At 72.9% G+C, this 21,915-nt stretch carries 22 protein-coding genes, 1 tRNA gene and 1 riboswitch; of the genes, 13 read left to right on the top strand and 10 right to left on the bottom strand.

The features are described 5' to 3' along the window. The first annotated feature begins 181 nt into the window (after nucleotides 1–181). The gene (locus EDC50_RS13625; protein ID WP_123771034.1) at nucleotides 182–661 is read left to right on the top strand and encodes a hypothetical protein; all 480 of its coding nucleotides are present in this window, start codon (nucleotides 182–184) and stop codon (nucleotides 659–661) included. A 108-nt stretch (nucleotides 662–769) separates the two neighbouring features. Here the strand turns inward: EDC50_RS13625 and btuB are convergent, their stop codons facing one another. The 3 genes from btuB to EDC50_RS13610 form a co-directional block, all read right to left on the bottom strand. Continuing rightward, a complete protein-coding gene (gene btuB, locus EDC50_RS13620) occupies nucleotides 770–2,626 on the bottom strand; it encodes a TonB-dependent vitamin B12 receptor (protein ID WP_123771033.1) in 1,857 nt (618 codons plus the stop codon). 130 nt (nucleotides 2,627–2,756) lie between these two features. After that, nucleotides 2,757–2,976, bottom strand: a riboswitch (cobalamin riboswitch). Nucleotides 2,977–3,292: 316 nt separating this feature from the next. Next, the gene (locus tag EDC50_RS13615; protein ID WP_123771032.1) at nucleotides 3,293–3,661 is read right to left on the bottom strand and encodes a TfoX/Sxy family protein; all 369 of its coding nucleotides are present in this window, start codon (nucleotides 3,659–3,661) and stop codon (nucleotides 3,293–3,295) included. Between the two features lie 33 nt (nucleotides 3,662–3,694). After that, nucleotides 3,695–4,213, bottom strand: coding sequence for a GAF domain-containing protein (locus EDC50_RS13610; protein ID WP_123771031.1), 519 nt, complete (start codon nucleotides 4,211–4,213; stop codon nucleotides 3,695–3,697). Nucleotides 4,214–4,253: 40 nt separating this feature from the next. Between EDC50_RS13610 and bioD the strand changes: the two genes are divergently transcribed. From bioD to EDC50_RS13595, 3 genes are all read left to right on the top strand, one after another. Continuing rightward, the gene (bioD, locus tag EDC50_RS13605; protein WP_123771030.1) at nucleotides 4,254–4,982 is read left to right on the top strand and encodes a dethiobiotin synthase; all 729 of its coding nucleotides are present in this window, start codon (nucleotides 4,254–4,256) and stop codon (nucleotides 4,980–4,982) included. 225 nt (nucleotides 4,983–5,207) lie between these two features. Beyond that, the gene (locus EDC50_RS13600) at nucleotides 5,208–6,410 is read left to right on the top strand and encodes an efflux RND transporter periplasmic adaptor subunit (RefSeq protein ID WP_123771029.1); all 1,203 of its coding nucleotides are present in this window, start codon (nucleotides 5,208–5,210) and stop codon (nucleotides 6,408–6,410) included. A 9-nt stretch (nucleotides 6,411–6,419) separates the two neighbouring features. Beyond that, nucleotides 6,420–9,569, top strand: coding sequence for an efflux RND transporter permease subunit (locus tag EDC50_RS13595; protein ID WP_123771028.1), 3,150 nt, complete (start codon nucleotides 6,420–6,422; stop codon nucleotides 9,567–9,569). A gap of 523 nt (nucleotides 9,570–10,092) precedes the next feature. Here the strand turns inward: EDC50_RS13595 and EDC50_RS13590 are convergent. From EDC50_RS13590 to EDC50_RS13580, 3 genes are all read right to left on the bottom strand, one after another. After that, nucleotides 10,093–10,485 (bottom strand): phasin family protein, encoded by a 393-nt coding sequence (locus tag EDC50_RS13590; RefSeq protein WP_123771027.1) that lies wholly within the window; start codon nucleotides 10,483–10,485, stop codon nucleotides 10,093–10,095. A gap of 328 nt (nucleotides 10,486–10,813) precedes the next feature. Next, nucleotides 10,814–11,170 (bottom strand): 6-carboxytetrahydropterin synthase QueD, encoded by a 357-nt coding sequence (gene queD, locus EDC50_RS13585; protein WP_123771026.1) that lies wholly within the window; start codon nucleotides 11,168–11,170, stop codon nucleotides 10,814–10,816. Between the two features lie 80 nt (nucleotides 11,171–11,250). Further along, a tRNA-Met gene (locus EDC50_RS13580) sits at nucleotides 11,251–11,327 on the bottom strand. Between the two features lie 119 nt (nucleotides 11,328–11,446). Here EDC50_RS13580 and EDC50_RS13575 point away from each other — a divergent pair. From EDC50_RS13575 to bfr, 3 genes are all read left to right on the top strand, one after another. Continuing rightward, nucleotides 11,447–12,046: an RNA pyrophosphohydrolase gene (locus EDC50_RS13575; RefSeq protein ID WP_123771184.1), complete on the top strand. Its 600-nt coding sequence runs from the start codon at nucleotides 11,447–11,449 to the stop codon at nucleotides 12,044–12,046. A gap of 65 nt (nucleotides 12,047–12,111) precedes the next feature. After that, nucleotides 12,112–12,312, top strand: coding sequence for a (2Fe-2S)-binding protein (locus EDC50_RS13570; protein ID WP_170167636.1), 201 nt, complete (start codon nucleotides 12,112–12,114; stop codon nucleotides 12,310–12,312). Between the two features lie 122 nt (nucleotides 12,313–12,434). Beyond that, nucleotides 12,435–12,905: a bacterioferritin gene (gene bfr / locus EDC50_RS13565; RefSeq protein WP_123771024.1), complete on the top strand. Its 471-nt coding sequence runs from the start codon at nucleotides 12,435–12,437 to the stop codon at nucleotides 12,903–12,905. 247 nt (nucleotides 12,906–13,152) lie between these two features. Here bfr and EDC50_RS13560 read toward each other — a convergent pair whose 3' ends face one another. After that, nucleotides 13,153–13,734, bottom strand: a complete 582-nt coding sequence (locus EDC50_RS13560; RefSeq protein WP_123771023.1) for a DUF4126 domain-containing protein — start codon at nucleotides 13,732–13,734, stop codon at nucleotides 13,153–13,155. 80 nt (nucleotides 13,735–13,814) lie between these two features. Here EDC50_RS13560 and EDC50_RS13555 point away from each other — a divergent pair, with 80 nt between their 5' ends. The 6 genes from EDC50_RS13555 (at nucleotide 13,815) to ampE (ending at nucleotide 18,712) form a co-directional block, all read left to right on the top strand. Further along, the gene (locus EDC50_RS13555; RefSeq protein WP_338419799.1) at nucleotides 13,815–14,546 is read left to right on the top strand and encodes a DUF6776 family protein; all 732 of its coding nucleotides are present in this window, start codon (nucleotides 13,815–13,817) and stop codon (nucleotides 14,544–14,546) included. Nucleotides 14,547–14,589: 43 nt separating this feature from the next. Beyond that, a complete protein-coding gene (locus tag EDC50_RS13550) occupies nucleotides 14,590–15,009 on the top strand; it encodes a bactofilin family protein (protein ID WP_123771022.1) in 420 nt (139 codons plus the stop codon). A 55-nt stretch (nucleotides 15,010–15,064) separates the two neighbouring features. Continuing rightward, entirely contained in the window at nucleotides 15,065–15,799 is a 735-nt protein-coding gene (locus tag EDC50_RS13545) for a DUF6776 family protein (protein ID WP_242003022.1), read from the top strand. A gap of 224 nt (nucleotides 15,800–16,023) precedes the next feature. After that, nucleotides 16,024–16,398 carry an iron-sulfur cluster insertion protein ErpA gene (gene erpA, locus EDC50_RS13540; protein ID WP_170167635.1) on the top strand — a complete coding sequence of 125 codons (375 nt, stop codon included), beginning with the start codon at nucleotides 16,024–16,026 and terminating at the stop codon, nucleotides 16,396–16,398. Nucleotides 16,399–16,780: 382 nt separating this feature from the next. Further along, nucleotides 16,781–17,722: an NAD(+) diphosphatase gene (gene nudC, locus EDC50_RS13535; protein WP_123771020.1), complete on the top strand. Its 942-nt coding sequence runs from the start codon at nucleotides 16,781–16,783 to the stop codon at nucleotides 17,720–17,722. Between the two features lie 69 nt (nucleotides 17,723–17,791). Then, on the top strand, nucleotides 17,792–18,712 hold the full coding sequence (gene ampE / locus EDC50_RS13530) for a regulatory signaling modulator protein AmpE (RefSeq protein WP_123771181.1): 921 nt from the start codon (nucleotides 17,792–17,794) through the stop codon (nucleotides 18,710–18,712). Nucleotides 18,713–18,764: 52 nt separating this feature from the next. Here ampE and EDC50_RS13525 read toward each other — a convergent pair whose 3' ends face one another. The 3 genes from EDC50_RS13525 to EDC50_RS13515 form a co-directional block, all read right to left on the bottom strand. Further along, nucleotides 18,765–19,166, bottom strand: coding sequence for a DUF2752 domain-containing protein (locus EDC50_RS13525; RefSeq protein ID WP_123771019.1), 402 nt, complete (start codon nucleotides 19,164–19,166; stop codon nucleotides 18,765–18,767). Further along, on the bottom strand, nucleotides 19,163–19,456 hold the full coding sequence (locus tag EDC50_RS13520; protein ID WP_425477935.1) for a CD225/dispanin family protein: 294 nt from the start codon (nucleotides 19,454–19,456) through the stop codon (nucleotides 19,163–19,165). The genes EDC50_RS13525 and EDC50_RS13520 overlap by 4 nt, the downstream gene beginning before the upstream one ends. 203 nt (nucleotides 19,457–19,659) lie before the next feature. After that, on the bottom strand, nucleotides 19,660–21,561 hold the full coding sequence (locus EDC50_RS13515; RefSeq protein WP_123771017.1) for an MFS transporter: 1,902 nt from the start codon (nucleotides 21,559–21,561) through the stop codon (nucleotides 19,660–19,662). Nucleotides 21,562–21,915: the final 354 nt, after the last annotated feature.

Below are 21,915 nucleotides of genomic sequence, written 5' to 3'. Positions count from 1 at the left end.
CCGCGCGCAACGGCGCCTGGTGCGCGCGTAAGCGCATGCGGTTCGTTCAGGCCCGGGCGGGCTTGCCTGCGCGCGCCGACCACGTTCGTGAATGCTTGGCACTCGCGCATCGCGCCTGCCAACCCGATGCCCCGGTTCTGCTCTAGGCTGCGGCCAGGCATGACGTCGACAGGAGGCATGCATGGAGTGGTCCGTCAGGCAGGGGGCGCCCGCCGAACTGTGGCAGGCGCTGGTGCGGGAAGCCGCCGCGCGCGTGGGCGAACCGTTGGACGAGCCGCGCGAGAGCTACCTGGTGTTCGTGCTGCTGCGCCACCAGCGCGACGAGCAGCTGCTGGCGCGGACGCAGGCGCTGGAATGGCTGCACGCGCAGGCGCTGCCGGGCAGCGAGCGCAGCGACGCGCTGCGCGACGTCGGCGACCGCTGCCTGCTGATCGCCGGACTCTACCCGGGCCTGGCCGAGCGGCGGCGGGTCAGCGTGGACTACTTCATCGAACTCGGCCGCGGCGCCTACCTCGGCGTGGCCGAGGCCGGCCGCTCCGGCTACGCGACGCTGTTCGAGCGGCTGGCCGGCAGCTATCGCGAGCTGGTGCGCACGCTGCGCGCGGTACGCCGCGAGGCCGCCTTCGACCTGCTCGAACCGGCGTCGGCCGCACGGCACTGAGCCGCGCGCGCCGGCCGCCCGGTGGCCGCGCGGTCCGGGGCGAGACGCGCGCCGGGCATCGATGCCCGGGCGCGGCCTTCCCTTGGCGCCAGGCGCCGCCGCGGCGGTTCACTGCCCCGGCGCGTAGCGCAGGGTCAGGTACCACTCGCGTCCGGGCTGGTTGTAGAACCAGGCGGTCTCGTAGTCGCGGTCGAACACGTTCGCCACCCGCGCCTGCACGGTCAGCGCCGGGGTGAGCGCGTACTCGGCGCGCAGGTCCACGGTGCCGTAGCCGCCGAGGCGGTGCAGGTTGGCGACGTCGTCGTAGCGCGAGCCTTCGCCGGCCGCGGTCACGCCGAGGCGGAAGCGGCCGAAGGCGCGGTCCAGGTCGAATCGCGCGCCGTGCCGGGCGCGACGGGCGAGGTCGTTGCCGCGGTAGGGCCCGGAGCGGTTCTCCGTGTCCAGCCAGCTCAGCGCGCCGGCCAGGGTCCAGCCGCCCCAGCGTGCGTCCACGCCGAGCTCGGCGCCGCGCATCCGCGCGCGGTCGACGTTGTTGGGCATGCCCAGGGCCGCGTCGTAGGCGATCAGGTCCTCGACCTCGGTCTCGAACGCATCCAGGTTCACGGCGAGCGCTTCGCCCTGCCAAGCCAGGCCGAGCTCCCACGTATCCGATTCCTCCGGGCGCAGGTTCGGGTTGCTGAAGAACGGGTAGTACAGCTCGTTGAACGTCGGCGCCTTGAACGCGCTGCCGTAGCCGGCGCGCAGGCGCCAGCCTCCGCCGAAGCTCAGGCCCCAGGCGGCGCTGCCGGTGGTGTGGCCGCCGAACTGCTCGTTGTCGTCGCGGCGGACGCTGGCCTCCAGCGCGTGCGCGCCGAACCGGCCCTGGTACTGCACGAACGCGGCCTGGTTGTCGCGCTCGGTCTCGTCGTAGGCGGTGGTCGCGTCGACGCGGTCGCGCAGCCAGTCCAGGCCCACGCTCAGCAGCTGGTTCGCGGCCAGGCCGAAGTCGCCCTGCAGCGTGGCGCTGTCGCGGTCGGTGCTGAAGTAGTCGATGAAGTCGCGATCGCGGAAGTTGTCGGAAGCGTCGACGTTGCGGCCGGCGGTCAGGTGCAGGTCGACGCGCGAGGACGGGCGCCAGCGCAGCTTGCCGCCGATCACCTGCTGCACGGTCTCGGCGCGGTCGTAGAAATCGCCGTCGAACCCGTTGTCGCCCTCGTTGCGCAAGGCGTGGCCTTCCAGGCTCCAGTGCTCGTCGAAGTCGATGCCGCCGCGCAGCGACAGCGCGTCCTTTTCGTAGCCGTCGCGGTCCGGCTGCGAGCCGGGCGCGATGAAGCAGCCGGCGCCCTCGAACGTGGCCGGATCGTAGAACCCGTCGCAGGCGTTGATGCCGTCGGTGCGGGCGTGCTGGAAATCGGCGCCGAACCAGCCGCGGCCGTTGCCGCCGCCGAAGCCGACGCCGTAGCCGAGCGTGCCGTGGCTGCCGCCGTCCAGGCGCACGCGCGGGGCGAAGCCGCCGCGGTCGCGGCGGGTGAACACCTGGATCACGCCGCCGATCGCCTCGCTGCCGTACAGGCTGGCGCGCGGGCCGCGCACGATCTCGAGGCGGTCGATCGCCTCGATCGGCAGGTCCTGCAGCGCCGCCAGCCCGGAGGTCGGCGAGCCGATGCGGATGCCGTCGACCAGCACCAGCACGTGGTCCGATTCGGCGCCGCGCAGGAACAGCGTGGTCAGCTTGCCCTGGCCGCCCTGGTTCGACAGCGAGATGCCGGCGCGGCCGCGCAGCAGGTCGGGCAGCGACCGCGCCTGGCTGCGTTCGATCTGCGCGCGGTCGATCACCTCCACCGGCGTCAGCGCGTCGTCGGCGCTGATCGCGGTGCGGGTGGCGGTGACCACGACCTGGTCGAGGTCGGTGGCGTCCCGGGCGTAGACGAGCGCGGGCAGGGCGAGCGCGCAGGCGGCGGCCAGGGTCTGGATTCGCAAGGACATTCGAGTTCTCTCCCATCGCACGGTCGCGCCGTGCCGGACCAACAGGAAGTCGCGGGGAGAACGAAGAGGCCGCGCAGCCGCGGGCGCGCACGCGCCGGGGACGTCGCCGCCGCGACGCCCTCCGCATCGCAACCGATCGCGCGTCGAGGCCGGTCTCCGGACTCGCGAGGCGGAACCCGGAGGTTCCGGCGGCGACGCCTTCCCATGCCTGCGGCACAGTGGCGGAGGTCGCGCGCCCGGCTCGCTTACCGTTGCGGGGGCAGTGCCGGACTGGCCCGGAGGCGTCACCGGCTTCCCGTTTCAACCCGCCGGCGCAGGCCGGCCGGGTCACCTCGAAGCGTGCGCAGTCTACGCGATCGCGGCCGGGCGCGCCTCACCCGCGATCCGCCAGGGTGAGCCGAAGTCGCGGCGGCGCACCGCCGGGCGGAAACCCGAGCGACGTCGCGCGCGATACGGGGATGCGGATGCAACCCGGCACGTCGGCCGGGCCGCGGCCCGCGCCGGCGAACCGCCGCGGGGGCCGCTTCCCGCGGCGAGCGCGGCGCTGCGCGTGCGGCCGATCGGACGACCTTTCGCGCGGCAACGGATTCCGGACACGCGCCACGCCGGCGCGAAGCGGGGACGCCGCGAACCGGCCGGCCCGCGGCCGCCGGGGCGTGGCCGCCGCTAGTCCTCGCCGTGCGCTTCGTCGAACAGCGCCGGCATCGCCATCGGTTCGTCCGCGGCGTGGGTGGTGGTGCGCACCGGCGCGGCGGCGGGGCGGTTGCGCGGCGGCGGCAGCTGCGCGGTCGCCGCGTCGGCGGCCAGGATCAGCTCGCTGCGGCGCTCGTCCGGGATGTCCTGCCAGTGGCAATCGAGCAGCGCGCCCTCGATCGCGTACAGCAGGTTCAAGGTCGGCTTAAAGCCGGCGCGCCTGACGCGCATGAACGCTTCCACCGTGCCGACCGCGGCCAGGTCCTCGCGCGTGCGCAGCCCGACCTGGCGCAGCCAGGCGGCGGACTTGGGGCCGATGTTGCGCAGCTTTTCGGTGCTCATGGCGTCCTCCTGAGCCGAGCCCGGCGGCCGGCCCTAGCGCGCCGCGTCCGCCGTCGCGGCGGGCACGGCCAGGGATTCGACGAAGGCCTGCGCGATCGCCTCGAGCCCGCGCTGGTCGTCTTCGTCGAAGCGGTCGAAAGCGGGACTGTCGAGGTCGAACACGCCGAGCAGGGTGCCGTCCGCGGCGACCAGCGGCACCACCAGCTCGGAGTTCGACGCGGAGTCGCAGGCGATGTGGCCGGGGAAGGCGTGCACGTCGGCCACGCGCTGCGTGCGCCGGGTCGAGGCGGCGGCGCCGCACACGCCCTTGTCGAGCGGGATGCGCACGCACGCGGGCAGGCCCTGGAACGGACCGACCACCAGCTCGCGGCCGTCGTAAAAATAGAACCCGGCCCAGTTCAGCCCGGGCAGGGCGTGGTAGACCAGCGCGGCCAGGTTGGCGGCGTTGGCGACGCGGTCGCGCTCGCCGTGCAGCAGCGCGCGCGCCTGCGCGAGCAGTTGCGCGTACTGCTCGGGCTTGCTGCCGGTCAGGGGGGCGGCGGAGAAGCTCATCGCGGCAGTGTAGCGCGGCCGCGGCTGCTACGATGAATCCATGGAGCCCACAGCGCGTCCTGCCGGCGTCTACGTCACCGGCACCGACACCGGCATCGGCAAGACCGTCGCGTCGACGGCGCTGCTGCACGCGCTGCGCGCGCGCGGCCTGCGCGCGGCCGGGATGAAGCCGGTGGCGAGCGGCTGCGAGCGCGTGGATGGCGCCTGGCGCAACGAGGACGCGTTGGCGCTGCAGGCGGCCAGCGATCCGCGGCCGGCCTACGCGGACGCCAATCCGTTCGCGTTGCCGGACGCGACCGCGCCGGAGATCGCCGCGCGCCGCGCCGGCGTCGCCGTCGACCTGGCCCCGATCGCCGCCGCGTACGGACGGATCGCCGCGCAGGCCGACGTCGTGGTGGTCGAGGGCGTCGGCGGCTGGGCCGCGCCGCTGAGCGCGCGCCTGGACCAGATCGACGTGGTGCGCCTGCTCGGCCTGCCGGTGCTGCTGGTGGTCGGCAACCGCCTGGGCTGCATCAACCATGCGCGGCTGAGCGCGGCGGCGGTCGCCGCCGCCGGCGCGCGCCTGCTCGGCTGGATCGGCAACGACGTCGATCCGCAGTTGCGCGAACGCGACGAATATTTCGCCCTGCTCGGGCCGCGCCTGCCGGCGCCGTGCCTCGGGCGCCTGCCATACCGCGCCGCGCCGGATCCGCGTGCGGACGCTGCGGCGCTGGACCTGGCGCCGCTGCTCGAAGGCCTGCGTCAACCGCGCGCCGCGGGGCAGCGTTAAGCTCGGCCCGTCCGCCTGCGGGCGTCGCTGGCGGCAAGCCGTCCCCACCGCGCCGGGTGCGCCGCTCGTCCGCGCACCGCCGCCGGCGTGACTTCTGGGGGGTTGGCCCGGGCTCCGCCAATTGCCATACTGTCGGGTACAAGAATTAAACGATCCTCCCGTCTCCTTTCTTCGCGTTCGAACCGCACGGGCCGGATGGCCCGTCACGACTTCATCGGAGTTCCCATGCTCGTGAATCCGCGCTCGCTGGCATTGACCGCCGCGTTGGCTCTTGGACTGGCCGCCTGCGGCGGCGACGAACAGGCGCAGGGGGCTCCGCCGCCGCCGGAAGTCGGCGTGGTCAAGGTGCAGCCGCAGACCGTGCCGTTGCAGAAGGACCTGGTCGGCCGCCTGGCGCCGTTCCGCAGCGCCGACGTGCGCGCGCGCGTGCCGGGCGTGCTGCAGCGCCGCGTCTACGAGGAGGGCAGCGACGTCAAGGCCGGGCAGGTGCTGTTCCTGATCGATCCGGCGCCGCTGCAGGCCGAGGTCGGCCAGGCCCAGGCCGCGCTGGCCTCGGCCCGCGCCGACTACGCCAACGCCAAGGCCAACGCCGACCGCGCCCGCCGCCTGGCGCCGACCAACTTCATCTCCCGCTCCGACCTCGACAACGCGCTGGCCGCCGAACGCAGCGCCGCGGCCGCGGTCGAGCAGGCCGAGGCGGCGCTGGCCAACGCGCGTATCAACCTCGGCTACGCCACCGTGCGTTCGCCGATCGACGGGCGCGCCGGCAAGCAGCAGGTCACCGAAGGCGCGCTGGTCGGGCAAGGCACGGCGACGCTGCTGACCACGGTCGACCAGATCGATCCGCTGTACGTGAACTTCTCGCTCAGCGTCACCGAACTGGAGCAGATCCGCCGCGCCCAGGCCGGCAGCGGCAGCGAGGGCGAGGTGCGGGTGGTCCTGCCGGACGGCACCGCGTACGCGCGCACCGGCACGCTGGACTTCTCCGGCGACGTGGTCGACCCGACCACCGGCGCGATCGCGCTGCGCGCGCGCCTGCCCAACCCAGACAAGCGGCTGTTGCCGGGCACCTACGTGACGCTGAAGGCGGTGCTCGGCGAGCAGGCCAACGCGTTCCTGGTGCCGCAGGCGGCGCTGCTGCGCGACGCCCAGGGCGCCTACGTGCTGGTGGTCGGCGCGGACGGCAAGGTCGCGCGCAAGAACGTGACCGCCGACCGCCTGCAGGGCGCCGATTGGGTCGTCACCGCCGGGCTTGCCGCGGGCGACCAGGTGATCGTGTCCGGCATCCAGCGCGCGCAGCCCGGCCAGCCGGCCAAGCCGACGCCGTGGCAGCCGCAGGCGCAGCCCGGCGCGCCGGCCCAGGGCGGCAAGCCCGCCGGCCAAGTTCCGCAGCAGCCGGCGCAGCAGGACGCGGCCAAGAAGGACTGATCCCCCACCATGTCCAGATTCTTCATCAACCACCCGGTCTTCGCCTGGGTCGTCGCGATCCTGATTTCGTTGTGCGGCGTCCTGGCCATCTTCAACCTCGGCGTGGAGTCCTACCCGAGCATCGCGCCGCCGCAGGTGACGGTGTCGGCGCAGTATCCCGGCGCCAGCGCGGAGACGGCGGAGAGCGCGGTCACCCAGGTGATCGAGCAGCAGCTGACCGGCATCGACAACCTGGTCTACTTCAGCTCCTCGTCGAGCTCCAGCGGCGGCAGCAACATCACCCTGACCTTCGAGCCGGGCACCGATCCCGACATCGCCCAGGTGCAGGTGCAGAACAAGGTCGCGCTGGCGACGCCGCGCCTGCCCAGCGAGGTCACCCAGCAGGGCGTGGTGGTGGCCAAGGCCAACGCCGGCTTCCTGATGGTGGTGGCGCTGCGCTCGGAGGACGGCTCGCTCGACCGTCATGCGCTCAGCGACATCATCGGCTCGCGCGTGCTCGACCAGATCGCGCGCGTGCCGGGCGTGGGCAGCACCCAGCAGTTCGGCGGCGAGTACGCCATGAACATCTGGCTGAACCCGGACAAGCTGCGCGGCTACGGGCTGTCGGCGACCGAGGTGCTGACCGCGGTGCGCGGCCAGAACGTGCAGTTCGCCGCCGGCAAGATCGGCGGCGACCCGGCGCCGGATGCCCAGGGCTTCACCGCCACCGTGTCCGCCGAGGGCCGCTTCAGCACGCCCGAGCAGTTCGGCGAGATCATCCTGCGCACCGACGCCAACGGCAGCACCGTGCGCCTGCGCGACGTCGCCCGCATCACCCTGGGCGCGAGCAGCTGGGGCTTCGACAGCCGCTGGAGCGGCAAGCCGGCGGCCGGCTTCGCCGTGCAGCTCGCCCCCGGCGCCAACGCGCTCGGCGTGGCCGAGGCGGTCCGCAACCGCATGGACGAGCTGCAGGCCACGTTCCCGCAAGGCGTGACCTGGTTCGCGCCGTACGACACCTCGACCTTCGTCCGCATCTCCATCGAGGAAGTGGTGAAGACGCTGTTCGAGGCGATCGTGCTCGTGTTCCTGGTGATGCTGATCTTCCTGCAGAACTTCCGGGCCACGCTGATCCCGACGCTGGTGATCCCGATCGCCCTGCTCGGCACCTTCCTCGGCCTGTACCTGCTGGGCTTCAGCATCAACCAGCTGACGCTGTTCGGCATGGTGCTGGCGATCGGCATCGTGGTGGACGACGCGATCGTGGTGATCGAGAACGTCGAACGCATCATGACCGAGGAGGGCCTGTCGCCGAAGGAGGCCACCCGCAAGTCGATGGACCAGATCAGCGGCGCCGTGGTGGCCATCACCGTGGTGCTGGCGGCGGTGTTCGTGCCGTCGGCGTTCCAGGGCGGCTCCGCCGGCGAGATCTACAAGCAGTTCGCCGTCACCATCGCGATGGCGATGGGCTTCTCGGCGTTCCTGGCGCTGGGCTTCACCCCGGCGCTGTGCGCGACCCTGCTCAAGCCCACGGCGCACCACCATCGCAACAACATCGTCTTCCGCACCTTCAACCGGGTCTACGACCGGGTCAGCGGCACCTACGTCGGCCACATCGGCCACGCGATCCGGCATGCGCCGCGCTGGATGACGGTGTTCGCGCTGCTCGCGGTGCTGTGCGGGTTCCTGTTCACGCGCATGCCCGGCAGCTTCCTGCCGGAGGAAGACCAGGGCTACGCGATCGCGCTGGTGCAGCTGCCGCCGGGCGCGACCCTGGCCCGCACCAACCGCGTGCTCGACCAGGTGCGCGAGGCGCTGGAGAAGCAGGAAGGCTACGAGGGCATGTTCCAGGTGGCCGGCTTCAGCTTCGTCGGCCAGGGCGAGAACGCCGGCATCGCGTTCATCCGACTCAAGCCCTGGGACGAGCGCGACGTCACCGCGAGCGAGTTCATCCAGCAGGCCAACATGGCGCTGTTCGGCATCCGCGACGCGCAGGTGTTCGTGATCAACCTGCCGACGGTGAGCGGCCTGGGCCAGTTCGGCGGCTTCGACATGTACCTGCAGGACCGCACCGGCCAGGGCCGCGAGGCGCTGACCCAGGCGCGCAACATCCTGCTCGGCAAGGCCAACCAGAACCCGGCGCTGACCGCGGTGCGCCCGAACGCGCTGGAAGAGGCGCCGCAGCTCAAGCTCGAGGTCGACCGCGTGCAGGCGCAGGCGATGGGGCTTTCGGTCGGCGACATCTACAACTCGATCCAGCTGATGCTGGCGCCGGTGTACGTCAACGACTACGTCGCGGGCGGCCGCGTGAAGCGCGTGACCATGCAGGCCGACGCGCCGTACCGCACCGGGCCGGAGGCGCTGTCGCGCTTCTACACGCCCAGCCCGCTGGCCGGCGCCGACGGCGACGCCGACCCGACCACCGGCTCGATGATCCCGCTGTCGAACGTGGTCAGGAGCAGCTGGGTCACCGCCTCGCCGGCGCTGACCCGCTACAACGGCTACGCCGCGATCGAGATCGTCGGCTCGCAGGCGCCGGGGCACAGCTCGGGCGAGGCGATGAACGCGATGCAGGAGATCGTCGAGCGCGACTTGCCGCCGGGCTTCGGCTACGACTGGACCGGCCAGTCCTACCAGGAAATTCTGTCCGGCAACCAGGCGCCGATGCTGATGGCGCTGTCGATCCTGGTGGTGTTCCTGTGCCTGGCCGCGTTGTACGAGAGCTGGTCGGTGCCGGTGGCGGTGCTGCTGGTGGTGCCGCTGGGCGTGCTCGGCGCGGTGCTGTTCTCGCTGCTGCGCGGGCTGCCGAACGACATCTACTTCAAGATCGGCCTGATCACGGTGATCGGCCTGGCGGCGAAGAACGCGATCCTGATCGTCGAGTTCGCGATCGAGGCGCGCCAGCACGGCAAGACCCTGCGCGACGCGACGATCGAGGCGGCCAAGCTGCGCTTCCGCCCGATCCTGATGACCTCGTTCGCGTTCATCATGGGCGTGATCCCGCTGGCGATCTCCACCGGCGCCGGCGCCAATGCCCGCCACGCGATCGGCACCGGCGTGATCGGCGGCATGGTCTTCGCCACCTTCCTCGGCCTGCTGCTGATCCCGGTGTTCTACGTCTCGGTGCGGCGCCTGCTCGGCGACAAGCTGGACGAGCCGCCCAAGCCGCAGCCGGCGGACTGACGCCTCCGTCGCATCGACGCCCACCGCACCGGTGGGCGTCTTTTTTTCGGCCGGCGCATGCGCGCACGCGGCCGACCCGCGGTGGCGCGGTGCGGTCCTTGCGCGTGCGCCGCGGCCACGCCGGGGCACGGCATCGCCTGGGATCGCGCGCGGCCGGCGCGCCGCCACTGTGCCGGCCCGTTGCGTCGGGCCCGCCCGCCCCGGATCGGGGGCATCGCGGCGGCCGTGGGAGCCTTCGGCGCAACGCGCCGCCCGGCGCGTCGGGCGGCCTGGCCGTCCGGCGGCGGCCGTCCGCGCCGGCGGCAGCGAAGATGGCCGAAAGCGCGTCGGCGGGCGGCGGATTGCGGATGCGTGCGTCCCCGGACCTCCGCAAACGGTGCCGCGGCGCGTGCGGCGCTTCGCCGGCGGCCGCCGGACGCGATCGACCGCCGCCCCGGCCGGGTTGCCAAGGCGCATGCATAAAAAAACCCGGCAGCGAACTGCCGGGTTCCAACCGTCCGGGAGGGATGGACGGGAGAGCGGGTTACCTGGCGGCGTTGGCCGCCTTGCCGGCGGCCTTGGCGGCCTGGCCGTTCTTGGCGAAGGACTCGAACTGGGCCTTGGCCAGTTCGGCGATCGCTTCCTGGGTCTTGAGGCTGCGGCCGAGCACTTCCTGGCCGGTGGTCACGGCGCGCTCGATGTTCTCGCGCGCGACCTGCACGCTCTTCGGCCACAGGGTCTTGAAGCTGTCCAGGTCGCGGGCCTCCGCGGCTTCGCCGAGGAAAGCGAAGGTGGCGTTGACGCGCTCCTCGATCGCCGACAGCTGCAGGCCGAACACGGCCTCCGCGTTGTCGAGGGCGAGGCGGTTCACCTGCGCGGCCGTGTCCGCGAACTGGCGCGTGGCGGCGGCGAACTGTTCGTTGAACGGCGAGTACATGGCGGAACTCCTGGCGGTCCCAAGGGGATTGTGCGATGCAGCATAACGCGGCTTTTGTTGCAGCGCAACATGAGCCGGGCGCGTGCCGACGAACGGTATTGCCGGACGGGCGGGGGCGCTTACCGGTCGGCAGGCGCCGCGCAGCGGCCCAGGCGCGCGCGGGCGCTGCCACCGCCAGGCGGCGCTGTGGCTTGGGCGAGGGAGGATCGCACCGTCGATCGACGCGAGGCAGCCGCGGGGTCATGCGACACGCACGGCAAGCGCGCAGGCGGGTAGGGAGCAGGCGAAGGCGAGGCGCCCCGGAATGCGCCGCGGCGGCCGTGCGGGCTCAATCGCCGCGGTAGCGGCACCCCGAGGTGCAGGTCTCGTGCACCACCACCTCGGCCAGCAGCGGCAGGCTCGGCTTGAGGCGCTGCCAGATCCACTGCGCGAGGCGTTCGCTGGTCGGGTTCTCCAGCCCTTCGATCTCGTTGAGGTAATGGTGGTCCAGGCGCTCGTACAGCGGCTGGAACGCGGCCTTCAGATCGGCGAAGTCCATCACCCAGCCCAGCCGGGGGTCGAGCTCGCCTTCCACGTGCAGCTCGATCCGGAAGCTGTGGCCGTGCAGGCGCGCGCACTTGTGCCCTTCCGGCACGTTCGGCAGGCGGTGCGCGGCCTCGATGGTGAATGCCTTGAAGATCTTCATGGCGGCGGGTGGGGGGCGTGCGGAGCGGCGGCGGATGCCGCAAACGCGAAACCCCGCCGGCGGCGGGGCTTTCGACGCGATGGTGGCTATGGGTGGACTCGAACCACCGACCCCAGCATTATGAGTGCTGTGCTCTAACCGGCTGAGCTACATAGCCATGCGGTGAACCGCGAATTATTCATGCCGGCGGCGGGCGCGTCAATCCGCCCGGCCCCGGGTTGTCCTGCCGCGGGGGCCGTGGCAGAGTCGGGCACAGTGCAATTCGGAGTCCGCATCGTGATCGATCCGGACGGTTACAGGCCCAACGTCGGCATCGTGCTGATGCACCCGGACGGGCGCGTGTTCTGGGCGCGGCGGGTGCACCGCGACGGCTGGCAGTTCCCGCAGGGCGGGATGAACAGCGACGAAACGCCGCTCGAGGCGATGTACCGCGAGTTGCGCGAGGAAGTCGGCCTGCTGCCCGAGCACGTGGAGGTGCTCGGCGCCACCCCGGGCTGGCTGCGCTACCGCCTGCCGCGCCGCTCGATCCGCCGCGACGACCGCCTGGTGTGCATCGGCCAGAAGCAGGTCTGGTTCCTGCTGCGCCTGACCGGGCAGGAGTCCGACCTGCGCCTGGACCTGACCGACAAGCCCGAGTTCGACCATTGGCGTTGGGTCGACTTCTGGTACCCGGTCGAGCACGTGGTCATGTTCAAGCGCGACGTCTACGACCGCGCGCTGCGCTACCTTGCCCCGCTGGCACGGCGCATCGCCGGGGCGCAGGCGGTGCCGCCGCCGGGACCGCGGCTGGCGTACGAGCCGCCGCGCGGCCGCCGGCGCCCCCGGGCGCGCGGCAACGGCCGGCCGATCCAGGGCGGCGAAACCGCGACGGATTGACAATCATTCTCATCCGTGGCGGAATGGGTCCGCAGCCGCCCCGGCTGCCGTCCCGAACCGCCGCCGTGTACGTCTGCATCTGCAACGGAGTCACCGACCACGACATCCGCCAGGCCGCCGAGGCCGGCTGCGGCAGCGTGGCCGAGCTGACCATGCGCACCGGCGCCGGCGCCAACTGCGGCAGCTGCCTGGACATGGCCGCGGCGCTGCTGGCGCAGGCGCGCGAAGCGCGCGAACTGCCGTTCCCGGTCCTGCAGGCCGCCTGAGCCGCGCCCGCCCGCGGCGCCGCGGAAACTGATTCTCGGCCGCGGCTGCACTCGATTCGCGTTCCGTCATGCGCCGCCGCGACTCGCTAGAGTGGCGGCCAGACGCATCACGGAGCACGGCCATGAAAGGCGATCCCAAGGTCATCGAATACCTCAACAAGGCGCTCTACAACGAGCTGACCGCGATCAACCAGTACTTCCTGCACGCCAAGATGCTGAAGAACTGGGGCCTGAAGGAACTGGCCGAGCACGAGTACCACGAGTCGATCGACGAGATGAAGCACGCCGACAAGCTGTCGGAGCGCATCCTGTTCCTCGACGGCCTGCCGAACTTCCAGGCGCTGGGCAAGCTGCGCATCGGCGAGAACCCGCGCGAGCTGCTCGCCTGCGACCTGGCGCTGGAGCTGGAGGCGGTGCCGTTGCTGCGCGAGGCGATCAAGTACTGCGAGACCGTCGGCGACTACGTCAGCCGCAAGCTGTTCGCCGACATCCTCGACTCCGAGGAGGAGCACATCGACTGGATCGAGACCCAGCTGTCGCTGATCGACCGCCTGGGCGAGCAGAACTACCTGCTGGCCAAGATCGAGGACTGAGCGACGCATCCGGGGACGAGCGCCGCCGGTTCGGCGGCGTCGCTGTTCGCGCGTGGCGAATGCGGCGCCTGGCTCTCCTGCGGCCAGGCGCGAGCGGTGCATGCCGTTGGCCGGAACCCGGTGCCGCCTTGCGCCTGTCGAGCGTCGATGCGGCGTCGCGGCTGACGGCGCGCGGCTGTGCGCAGCCATCGCCGTGGTCGACAGCCGCCGCGTTCGGGCCGTGCGAGGCCGCCGGCCCCGGCGCCGCTCAACCGGGCTCGGCCTTGGGCGCGCGGCGGAACAGGGCGCGCCACAGCCACCACAGTAGCAGCGCGACGACGAGGGTGACCGCCAGCACGATGCCCAGCGCGATCCACGGATGCGCGAACACCAGCGCCAGTCCGCCGACCGTGGCCAGGTCCTCGCCGACCGACGCGGTCCAGTTGCTGACCGGCTCGGGCGAGACGTTGAGCAACGCGCGCGAGCCGCTCTTGAGCGCGTGGCTGGCCAGCGCCACGCCCGCGCCCGCGGCGAGCGCGCCGGCGCCGAGCTCGCCGTCCGGCGACAGCGTGGCGGCGGCGAGGAACGCGCCCGCCGGCACCCGCAGCAGGGTCTGCAGCAGGTCCCAGGCCGAGTCCACGCCGGGGATCTTGTCGGCGAAGAATTCCACCAGCGCCAGCGCGCCGGACACGCCCAGCACCCACGGCGATTGCGTGGCCTGCAGCGCCTGCGGCAGGTCGACCCAGCCGAGCATGCCGGCCAGGCCCACGCCGAACACGGTCAGGTAGACGCGGATGCCCGCCAGCCAGGCGAGAACTACGCCAATTGCGAACAGATGCGCATCGGTCATGGCCGCTCCCGGCTAGACTGTCGGCCGAGTATAGGGGCTCGGGGACTGGGGACCGGCGCCGTTCGCCGGGCATTCGCCGTATGAACAAGCCGCCACGCAAGGCGCCGCCGCCGCGTTTCCGGATCGTCCAGGAACGGCCGGACCGGCGCCCGCTGATCGCGACCGCGCTCGCCCTGGCCTGGCTCGCCTCGCTGGCGGCGGCCTGGGTCGCGGCCGAGTACCGCGCCGCGCCGCGGCTGGGGGCGGTCAGCGCCGAGCTGGAGCGCACGCGCGGCGACCTGCGCCACTGGCGCGGCCAGGCCGAGCGCCTGCGCCAGCGTGAGGCGACGCTGGCGCGCTCGGACCAGATCAGCCGCGCGGCCAACCGCGAGATCCAGAGCACCCTGGCGGCGCGCGAGCAGGAGATCGCCGACCTGCGCGCGAACCTCGCCTTCTACGAGCGCCTGGTCGGCGCGACCGAGCAGCCGAAGGGGCTGAATGTGCACTCGGCGCAGTTCGCGGCCGAGGCCGGCGGCACCTGGCGCTACCAGATCGTGCTGACCCAGAGCCTCAACCGCGGCGGCGTCAGCCGCGGCCAGCTGCGCTTCGCGATCGAAGGCGTGCGCGACGGCAAGCTGGCGACGGTCGAATGGGACGAGCTGCACCAGCGCAGCGGCGTCCCGCCGCAGGCGTATTCGTTCCGCTACTTCCAGCAGCTCGACGGCAGCGTGATGCTGCCGCCGGGCTTCACGCCGCAGCGGGTGCGGGTCTCGCTGCAGGGCGAAGGCGTCGCCCTCGAGCAGACCCTGGACTGGAACCGCGCCGCCACCTGATTCCTTTCCGGCGCCGCCGGACTCCACCAGCAGGAAATACACGATGTTCAAGAACAAACCGGCCCTGCCCGAAGGCCAGGTCGACACCCTGATCGGGCCGCAGGTGACGATCCGCGGCGACCTGCAGTTCAGTGGCGGGCTGTACATCGAAGGCCGGATCGTCGGCAAGGTGGTCGCCGAGGACGGCCAGCGCGCCACCCTCACGCTGGCCGAGAACGGCAGCATCGAAGGCGAGGTGCGCGCCCCGGTGGTGGTGATCAACGGCCGCCTCGACGGCGACGTGTACGCCGCCGAGCGGGTGGAGTTGGCCGCCAAGGCGCGGGTCCAGGGCAACGTGCACTACAAAGTGGTCGAGATGCTGGCCGGCGCGGTGCTGACCGGCCGCCTGATCCACGCCGAGGCCGCCGGTGCCGAAGCGCGCGCGCCTGAAGGCTGGATGGACGCCGATCCCGCCCTGGGCTGACCGTCACAGTTCGGCGTTGTAGGCTGGTCGCCCCTTCCCAGGCCCCGCGACCGGCATGACCAGCGACGCCCCCGACCCGTCCGGATCCGCGCGCGTGCGGCGCGCGTGGCGGCTGGCCGCCGGCGTGCTCGTGCTGGCGCTGGGCTTCGGCGCCTGGGGGGCGTGGCGGGCGCTGGCGCCCGCCCCGGGCGACGTGCGCGACCGGCTGGAGCAGAGCGAGCGCCTGGCGCGCCGCCAGCAGGCGCAGATCGAACAGTTGCGCCAGCAGGTCGCGACCCTGGGCCGCTCCGACCAGATCAGCCGCGAGGCCAACCGCGACCTGCAGAGCAGCCTGGCCGAGCGCGAGGAGGAGATCGCCGCGCTGCGCGCCGACGTCGCGTTCTACGAGCGCCTGGTCGGCAGCACCGCGCAGCGCCGCGGCCTCAACGTGCATGCGCTGAAGATGCAGCCGCAGAACGAGACCGCCTGGCACTTCGCCGCCACGCTGACCCAGAACCTCAACCGCGGCGCGGTCAGCGTCGGCCAGCTGACCCTGCAGATCGAGGGCACCCGCGGCGGCCGCCTGCGGACGCTGTCCTGGAGCGACCTGCGCCAGCAGGCGAACGCGCCGGGCGTGCCGTACTCGTTCAAGTACTTCCAGCAGGTCGAAGGCGACGTCTACCTGCCCGCGGGCTTCGTGCCGGCGCGGGTCACCGCGCGGCTGGTGCCGCGCCGCGGCGCCGCGGTCGAGCAGTCGTTCACCTGGGCCGAGGCCACCCGCGACGTCGCGCCCGCCACCGCGGCGCGATGAGCGCCCGCCGCGCTCGCGGGCGAAGCGCCGGCAAGCAACGGCGCGTGAGCTCGCTGCCGTGCCCGCGAACGCCTGCGAGGGCCCGGCCTGGCGCCTCGTCCGGCCGCAATGGCGGCGGCGCGGTGCCGGTGCCGGGGCGCAGTGGATGCTGAACGGCCACCGCCGGAACGCACCGCCTCGCACCCGCGCTTGAATGCGCCCGCTGCGCTCCCCATCCTGTGTCCATGGACACGACCCTCGCCACCGCGACGCCCGATTACCAGTCGCTCGACCGCCCGCTGCAGTTCACCGTCGCCGCCGCACGCAAGGTGCGCGAGTTGATCGAGGAGGAGGGCAACCCGGCGCTCAAGCTGCGCGTGTACATCCAAGGCGGCGGCTGCTCCGGCTTCCAGTACGGCTTCGAGTTCGACGAGCAGCAGGCCGGGGACGACCTGGCGGTGGAGACCGAGGGCGTGACCCTGCTGGTCGACCCGCTCAGCCTGCAGTACCTGATCGGCGCCGAGGTCGACTACGCCGAGAGCCTGCACGGCGCCCAGTTCGTGATCCGCAACCCCAACGCCAAGACCACTTGCGGCTGCGGCTCCTCGTTCGCGGTCTGACCGTCCGCGCCCCCGGCGCCTGTCCTTGACGTGGGCCGAGCGCAGCGCCTCCGGCGCGACGCGGCGGAATCCCGTGCACGACGCGCGAGGGCCGATGCGGATGCCGGCGCCCGGGCCATGTTCGCGCGAGGGCCGCGCCGGCGCGACATCGCGGCCGATCCGAAGCGGGCAAGTCCGGGCGGACAGCCTGCGTCTGCGCTGCACCCGCCGCTGCGGCGGGGCTCGGCGCCGCGCCGCGACCGGCCGGATGCGTCGACACATCGGCTCCAGTCGCCCGATCGGGCGATGCCGATCGCCGGCCCCGATGCGGGCGCGCCCGCCGCGGCGCTTCCGGAGCGGCCCGCCGAGCGCCGACAATGGGCGCCCTGCGCAGGAGTTGCCGATGACCGATCCCGCCCCGTTCGCCTTCGTCGAAGCCGGCGCCGACGCGGCCTGCCGCGCCGCGCTGGACCGCGCCGACCGCCTGCGCGACGACGCGGCCGCGCTCGCCGCGCTGTGGCCGCAGGCGCGGGTGATCCTGCTCGACGAGCAGGGCCATGCGCTGGCCGACGCGGACGGGCGCCTGTGCGCACCGCGCGGCGCGCAGGTCAGCGAAGGCCCGGGCGGCGCCGGCGCGGGCGTGTTCCTCGGTCTCGACGCGGACGGCGGCGCCTGGTTCGCGCTCGACGCCGCGCTGGCCGCGTTCCGCGCCCCGCGCACGCTCGACCTGCGCAGCGCCGCCGCGCTGTGGCCCGCGTTCGACGCCAGCGTGTTCGCGCAGGCGCGGGCGATGCAGCACTGGCGCCGGCGCCATCGCCATTGCGGCGTGTGCGGCGGCGAAGTGGCGTTCGCGCGCGGCGGCTGGCTCGGCCGCTGCGCGCGCTGCGAGGCCGAGCACTACCCGCGCACCGACCCCGCGGTGATCGTCGCGGTCAGCGACGGCGAGCGCCTGCTGCTCGGGCGCCAGCGCAGCTGGCCGCCGCGGCGCTGGTCGGTGCTCGCCGGTTTCGTCGAGCCCGGCGAAACCCTGGAGCAGACCGTCGCCCGCGAGGTGCTGGAGGAAACCGGCGTGCGCGTGCGCCGCTGCCGCTATCTCGCCTCGCAGCCGTGGCCGTTCCCGGGCTCGCTGATGCTCGGCTTCGTCGCCGCGGCCGAACCCGACGCCGCGCGCGCCGGCGACGAGCTCGAGGAGGCGCGCTGGTTCACCCGCGAGGACGTGCTCGCCGCCAGCGCGCGCGGCGAGTGGGGCGGCGCGGACGACGACGGCGAAGGCCCGGTGCTGTCGCCGGGCATCTCGATCTCGCGCTGGCTGATCGGGCGCTGGCTGGCCGGCGAGCGCGCGTAGCGGCGGCGCCGGCACGGCTGGGTAGAATCGCGCTGGTCCGCGCGAAGCCGGAGAGAGCGCCGCATGTCCCTGACCACCACCCTGATCGCCGTCGTCGTCGCGCTGGTGTTGGGCCACCTGGCGCCGTCGCTGGGCGCGGCGGTGCGCCACTACGGCTGGTACCGCGACTGGCTGCGCTGGCTGGACGCGCGCTTCCCGGGCGATGGCGCCTGGCGCGGCCGCTGGGGCATCGCCCTGGCGCTGTCGCCGCCGCTGCTCGCGGTGGGGCTGTTCCAGCTGGCGCTGCGCGAACCGCTGCTCGGCCTGGCCGGCCTCGCCTTCGGCATCGCTGCGCTGTTCTACGTCTGGGGCCCGGGCGACCTGGATGTGGACGTCGACGCGATCGCCGCGGCCGGAGACGGCGACGGCGCCCGCCGCGAGGCGGCGCAGCGGCTGTGGCCGGAGGGCGAGGCCCCCGTGCCGGTCGACGGCGGCGCGCTGGTCGGCGCGGTGTTCGAGAACGCGCTGCGGCGCTGGTTCGGCCCGCTGTTATGGTTCCTGCTGCTGGGCCCGTTCGGCGCGCTGCTGTACCGCTTCGCGCAACTGTCGGCGCAGGGCCCGTACGCGCGCGAGCTGCCGGCGGAGAACCGCGCCGGCGCGGAGAGGCTGCTCGCGCTGCTCGACTGGCCGGTGGCGCAGCTGATGACGCTGTCGCTGGCGCTGGTCGGCAACTTCGACATCGTGCTCGGCGCCTGGCGCGAGGCCGGCGGCGCCGCGCTGCAGCTGCAGCACCGGTTCCTGCACGCCGCCGCGCGCGCCAGCGTGAAGTGCGAACTGGCCGACGAGGCCGCCGACTACTTCGACGAGACCGGCATCGAGGGCGCGCCGCCGCTGCCGCCGGCGAACGGCGAGCTGCCGGAACTGCGCGACGCGATGAGCCTGATCTGGCGCAGCCTGCTGGTGTGGCTGGCGGCGCTGGCGCTGTTCGTGATCGCCGGCTGGGCCGGCTGATCCCGCGTCGTCGCCGCGCGCACGAATCGCGCGCCGGTTCCGCCCGCCGGCGTCATCCCGGCGCCAGCCACCCGAACCCCGGCAGGTTGCGCAGCACTCCGAACGCGAGCAGGGCCGCGATCCAGGCCCGCCCGTCGTAGGCCGCGCGCCACGGCAGCCGCTTGCCGAGCAGCCACGCCGCCGCCATCGCCGCCAGCAGCGGCAGCGCGACCGGCACCAGCGGGTTCATCGCCCACGTCGCCGCCACGTCGCCGTGCGCCAGCGCGTGCAGCGCGCGGGTCAGCCCGCAGCCCGGGCAATACAGGCCGGTGAGGTGGCGGAACAGGCACGGCGGGAACGGGCTGCCCGCGGCGGTGGGATCGAACCGCTGCAGCAGCCACGCGCCCGCGGCGAGCACCGGCAGCGCCGCCGCGAGCGCCGCGCCGCGGCGGCCCACGGGCGCCGGCGCGCTCATGGCCCGGTCCGCATCTGCTGCATCATCAGCCGGTACTGTTCCAGCCCGCCCGTGCTGATGAAGTACACCGACCACAACAAGCCGACGACGCACAGCGCCGTGGTGATCCAGCACCACAGCTTGGCGGTGCGCGCGGCGCGCTCGGCGCCGGCATAGTCGCCCTGCGACAGCTTGCCGTTGACCTGGCTCGCGAACACGATCGCGACGATGCCCGGGATGGTGCCGACGATGCAGCACACGAACAGCGAGGCGACGGTGACCAGGACCGCCCAGACCAGATGGTTGGGCACGGGCGACCGCGGAGGCGGCGGAGGGGGTACGTTCATGGCGGGACTCACCGGCGGCGAGAGGGAACAGCGCCTGTCGCCAGCGATGCGTCCGGCGTCCGTCCGCCGCATCGTGACCGCGCCGGCGCACATCAATACACCTTCGGCTTTCGCCGCCAGGTGAAGGCGAGAAGGCAGACGCGGGCGCGTGGGATCGAACGGAAAATTTACGCCGCGTCGCCGCGCAACTCGCGCACCTTCGTTTCCAGCGACGATGCGTCCGCGGCGCTGCCGTCCACCGGCGCCGCGGCGATCACTTCCACGTGCGCGCGGAACCGCCGCGGCACCCGCATCCGCCGCAGCCGTCCGTCGCGCCGGCTCCACATGCTCGCCCACATGTTGCGCAGCGCCATCGGCACCACCGGCACCGGCCGGCCGTTCTCCGCGGCGCGGCGCAGGATGCGCTCCACTCCGGACTTGAACGGCGCGATCTCCCCGTCCTTGGTCAGCGCCCCTTCCGGGAAGATGCCGACCAGCTGCCCGTCCGCGAGCGCCGCGTCGATCTCGTCGAACGCGCGCTGCATCAGCGCCGCGTCCTCCTTCGCCCCGGCGATCGGGATCGCCTTGGCGGTGCGGAAGATCCAGCGCATCACCGGGATGTTGAAGATCTTGTAGTACATGACGAAGCGCACCGGACGCGGGATGCTGGCGGAGAGGACCAGCGCGTCCATGTAGCTGACGTGGTTGCACACGACCAGCGCGGCGCCCTCGTCCGGCACGTGGCGCTCCACGCCCCGCACCCGCAGCCGGTAGAGCGAGCGCACCAGCACCCAGCTGAGGAAGCGCATCAGGAACTCGGGCACGATCGTGAAGATCCACACCGCCACCAGCGCGTTGGCCACGGCCAGCGCCAGGAACAGCTGCGGAATCGTCCAGCCCAGGTAACGCTGCACCGCGATGCCCAGCCCCGCGGCCAGGACGATGAAGAGCGCGTTCTGGATGTTCATGCCGGCGATCACGCGCGACAGTTCGCCCTTGGGCGTGCGGCTCTGGATCAGCGCGAACAGCGGCACGACGAAGAAGCCGGCGAACAGGCCGATGCCGGTCAGGTCCACGACGATGCGCCACGCGCCCGGCTGGGCGAGGAAACCGGCCACGTCCAGGCCGCGGGCGGCGGCGGCCTCGGGACGGGCGAAGTACAGGTCGAGCAGGAACGCGGTCATGCCGAACGCGCCCAGCGGCACCAGGCCGATCTCCACCGTGCGCGCCGACAGCTTCTCGCACAGCAGCGAGCCCACGCCCACGCCCACCGAGAACAACGCCAGCGCGAACACGTACAGCGTCGGGTGGCCGCCCAGGTAGGCCTCCGCGTACACCGGCAGGTTGCCGGTCAGCACCGTGCCGACGAACCAGAACCACGACACGCCCAGCACGCCGTTGCGCACCGCCAGCTGCCTGCGCGTGAGCCGCCACACCGCCAGCGATTCCGGCAGCGGATTCCAGCGGATGCGCAGGTCCGGCGCGCCCGCGGCCACCGGCGGGATCGCCCGGCTGGTCAGGTTGCCGGCCACCGCCAGCGCGATCACCGCCGCGCCGGCCACCCACGGCCCCTGCGCGCCGGCCAGGGCGAAGATCAGCCCGCCGAAGATCATGCCGACCAGGATCGCGATCGACGTGCCCATCTCGACCAGGCCGTTGCCGCCGGTCAGCTCCTCGGGCCGGAGCACCGAGGGCAGGATCGAATACTTCACCGGCCCGAACAGCGTGGACTGCACGCCGGTCAGGAACAGCGCCGCCAGCAGCATCGCCATGCTCTGGGCGAGGAAGCCCGCGGCGGCGACCGTCATGATCGCGATCTCCATCGCGGTGGTGATGCGGATCAGCCGCGACTTCTCCAGCTTCTCCGCGATCTGGCCCGCCGTGGCCGAGAACAGGAAGTAGGGCAGGATGAAGACCGCCGGCGCCAGCTGCGTGTACAGCGCCTTGTCCGCCGCGTCGATCGCCATGTACCCCAGCAGCCCGACGATGGCCTGCCGGAACACGTTGTCGTTGAACGCCCCCAGCAGCTGGACGACGAAATAGGGCAGGAAGCGGCGCTGCTTCAGCAGCTGGAATTGGTTGTGGGCCATGCGTGGCGCGGAGGTCCTGTTCGGTGGCGCGAGACTAGCAGAGGCGCGATGGAGGGGCCGGGCCGGGGCCGCACCGCTCGGGCGGCGGCGCCAGCGTGCCGGGGCGCAAGGTCACCGCGCTGGGATGACGCGCAACCGGCGGATCGCCAGGGGCATGGCCTGGAGCCCGAGCCGCGGCGATACCGCCTTCGCCGTGTCGATGTTCGACCCTTCATGCGCCGGATCGTGCCGGTGGCGAGTGGCGAGTGGCGAGTGGGCGCAGCGAGCAGCAGGCCGGGTCGGCGAAGCGCTATCCGGGATGGTGCGCCCTCCCGCGGGGCCTCGGGCCGGCGCCGCGATGTCGGCCGGGCCGGA

It is taken from the genome of Vulcaniibacterium tengchongense (assembly GCF_003814555.1).
Classification (GTDB): Bacteria; Pseudomonadota; Gammaproteobacteria; order Xanthomonadales; family Xanthomonadaceae; genus Vulcaniibacterium; species Vulcaniibacterium tengchongense.
This window is presented reverse-complemented; position numbering and strand designations above follow the sequence as displayed.

What these genes read in the sequence shown, in the direction of transcription:
- EDC50_RS13545 (WP_242003022.1), top strand. Translation starts at nt 15,065, where the DNA reads ATGACCAGCGACGCCCCCGACCCGTCCGGATCCGCGCGCGTGCGGCGC.
- EDC50_RS13600 (WP_123771029.1), top strand. Translation starts at nt 5,208, where the DNA reads ATGCTCGTGAATCCGCGCTCGCTGGCATTGACCGCCGCGTTGGCTCTT.
- EDC50_RS13555 (WP_338419799.1), top strand. Translation starts at nt 13,815, where the DNA reads ATGAACAAGCCGCCACGCAAGGCGCCGCCGCCGCGTTTCCGGATCGTC.
- EDC50_RS13615 (WP_123771032.1), bottom strand. Translation starts at nt 3,661, where the DNA reads ATGAGCACCGAAAAGCTGCGCAACATCGGCCCCAAGTCCGCCGCCTGG.
- EDC50_RS13515 (WP_123771017.1), bottom strand. Translation starts at nt 21,561, where the DNA reads ATGGCCCACAACCAATTCCAGCTGCTGAAGCAGCGCCGCTTCCTGCCC.
- EDC50_RS13590 (WP_123771027.1), bottom strand. Translation starts at nt 10,485, where the DNA reads ATGTACTCGCCGTTCAACGAACAGTTCGCCGCCGCCACGCGCCAGTTC.
- erpA (WP_170167635.1), top strand. Translation starts at nt 16,024, where the DNA reads ATGGACACGACCCTCGCCACCGCGACGCCCGATTACCAGTCGCTCGAC.
- queD (WP_123771026.1), bottom strand. Translation starts at nt 11,170, where the DNA reads ATGAAGATCTTCAAGGCATTCACCATCGAGGCCGCGCACCGCCTGCCG.
- EDC50_RS13595 (WP_123771028.1), top strand. Translation starts at nt 6,420, where the DNA reads ATGTCCAGATTCTTCATCAACCACCCGGTCTTCGCCTGGGTCGTCGCG.
- bioD (WP_123771030.1), top strand. Translation starts at nt 4,254, where the DNA reads ATGGAGCCCACAGCGCGTCCTGCCGGCGTCTACGTCACCGGCACCGAC.
- EDC50_RS13610 (WP_123771031.1), bottom strand. Translation starts at nt 4,213, where the DNA reads ATGAGCTTCTCCGCCGCCCCCCTGACCGGCAGCAAGCCCGAGCAGTAC.
- EDC50_RS13550 (WP_123771022.1), top strand. Translation starts at nt 14,590, where the DNA reads ATGTTCAAGAACAAACCGGCCCTGCCCGAAGGCCAGGTCGACACCCTG.
- btuB (WP_123771033.1), bottom strand. Translation starts at nt 2,626, where the DNA reads ATGTCCTTGCGAATCCAGACCCTGGCCGCCGCCTGCGCGCTCGCCCTG.
- EDC50_RS13625 (WP_123771034.1), top strand. Translation starts at nt 182, where the DNA reads ATGGAGTGGTCCGTCAGGCAGGGGGCGCCCGCCGAACTGTGGCAGGCG.
- nudC (WP_123771020.1), top strand. Translation starts at nt 16,781, where the DNA reads ATGACCGATCCCGCCCCGTTCGCCTTCGTCGAAGCCGGCGCCGACGCG.
- EDC50_RS13560 (WP_123771023.1), bottom strand. Translation starts at nt 13,734, where the DNA reads ATGACCGATGCGCATCTGTTCGCAATTGGCGTAGTTCTCGCCTGGCTG.
- EDC50_RS13525 (WP_123771019.1), bottom strand. Translation starts at nt 19,166, where the DNA reads ATGAGCGCGCCGGCGCCCGTGGGCCGCCGCGGCGCGGCGCTCGCGGCG.
- bfr (WP_123771024.1), top strand. Translation starts at nt 12,435, where the DNA reads ATGAAAGGCGATCCCAAGGTCATCGAATACCTCAACAAGGCGCTCTAC.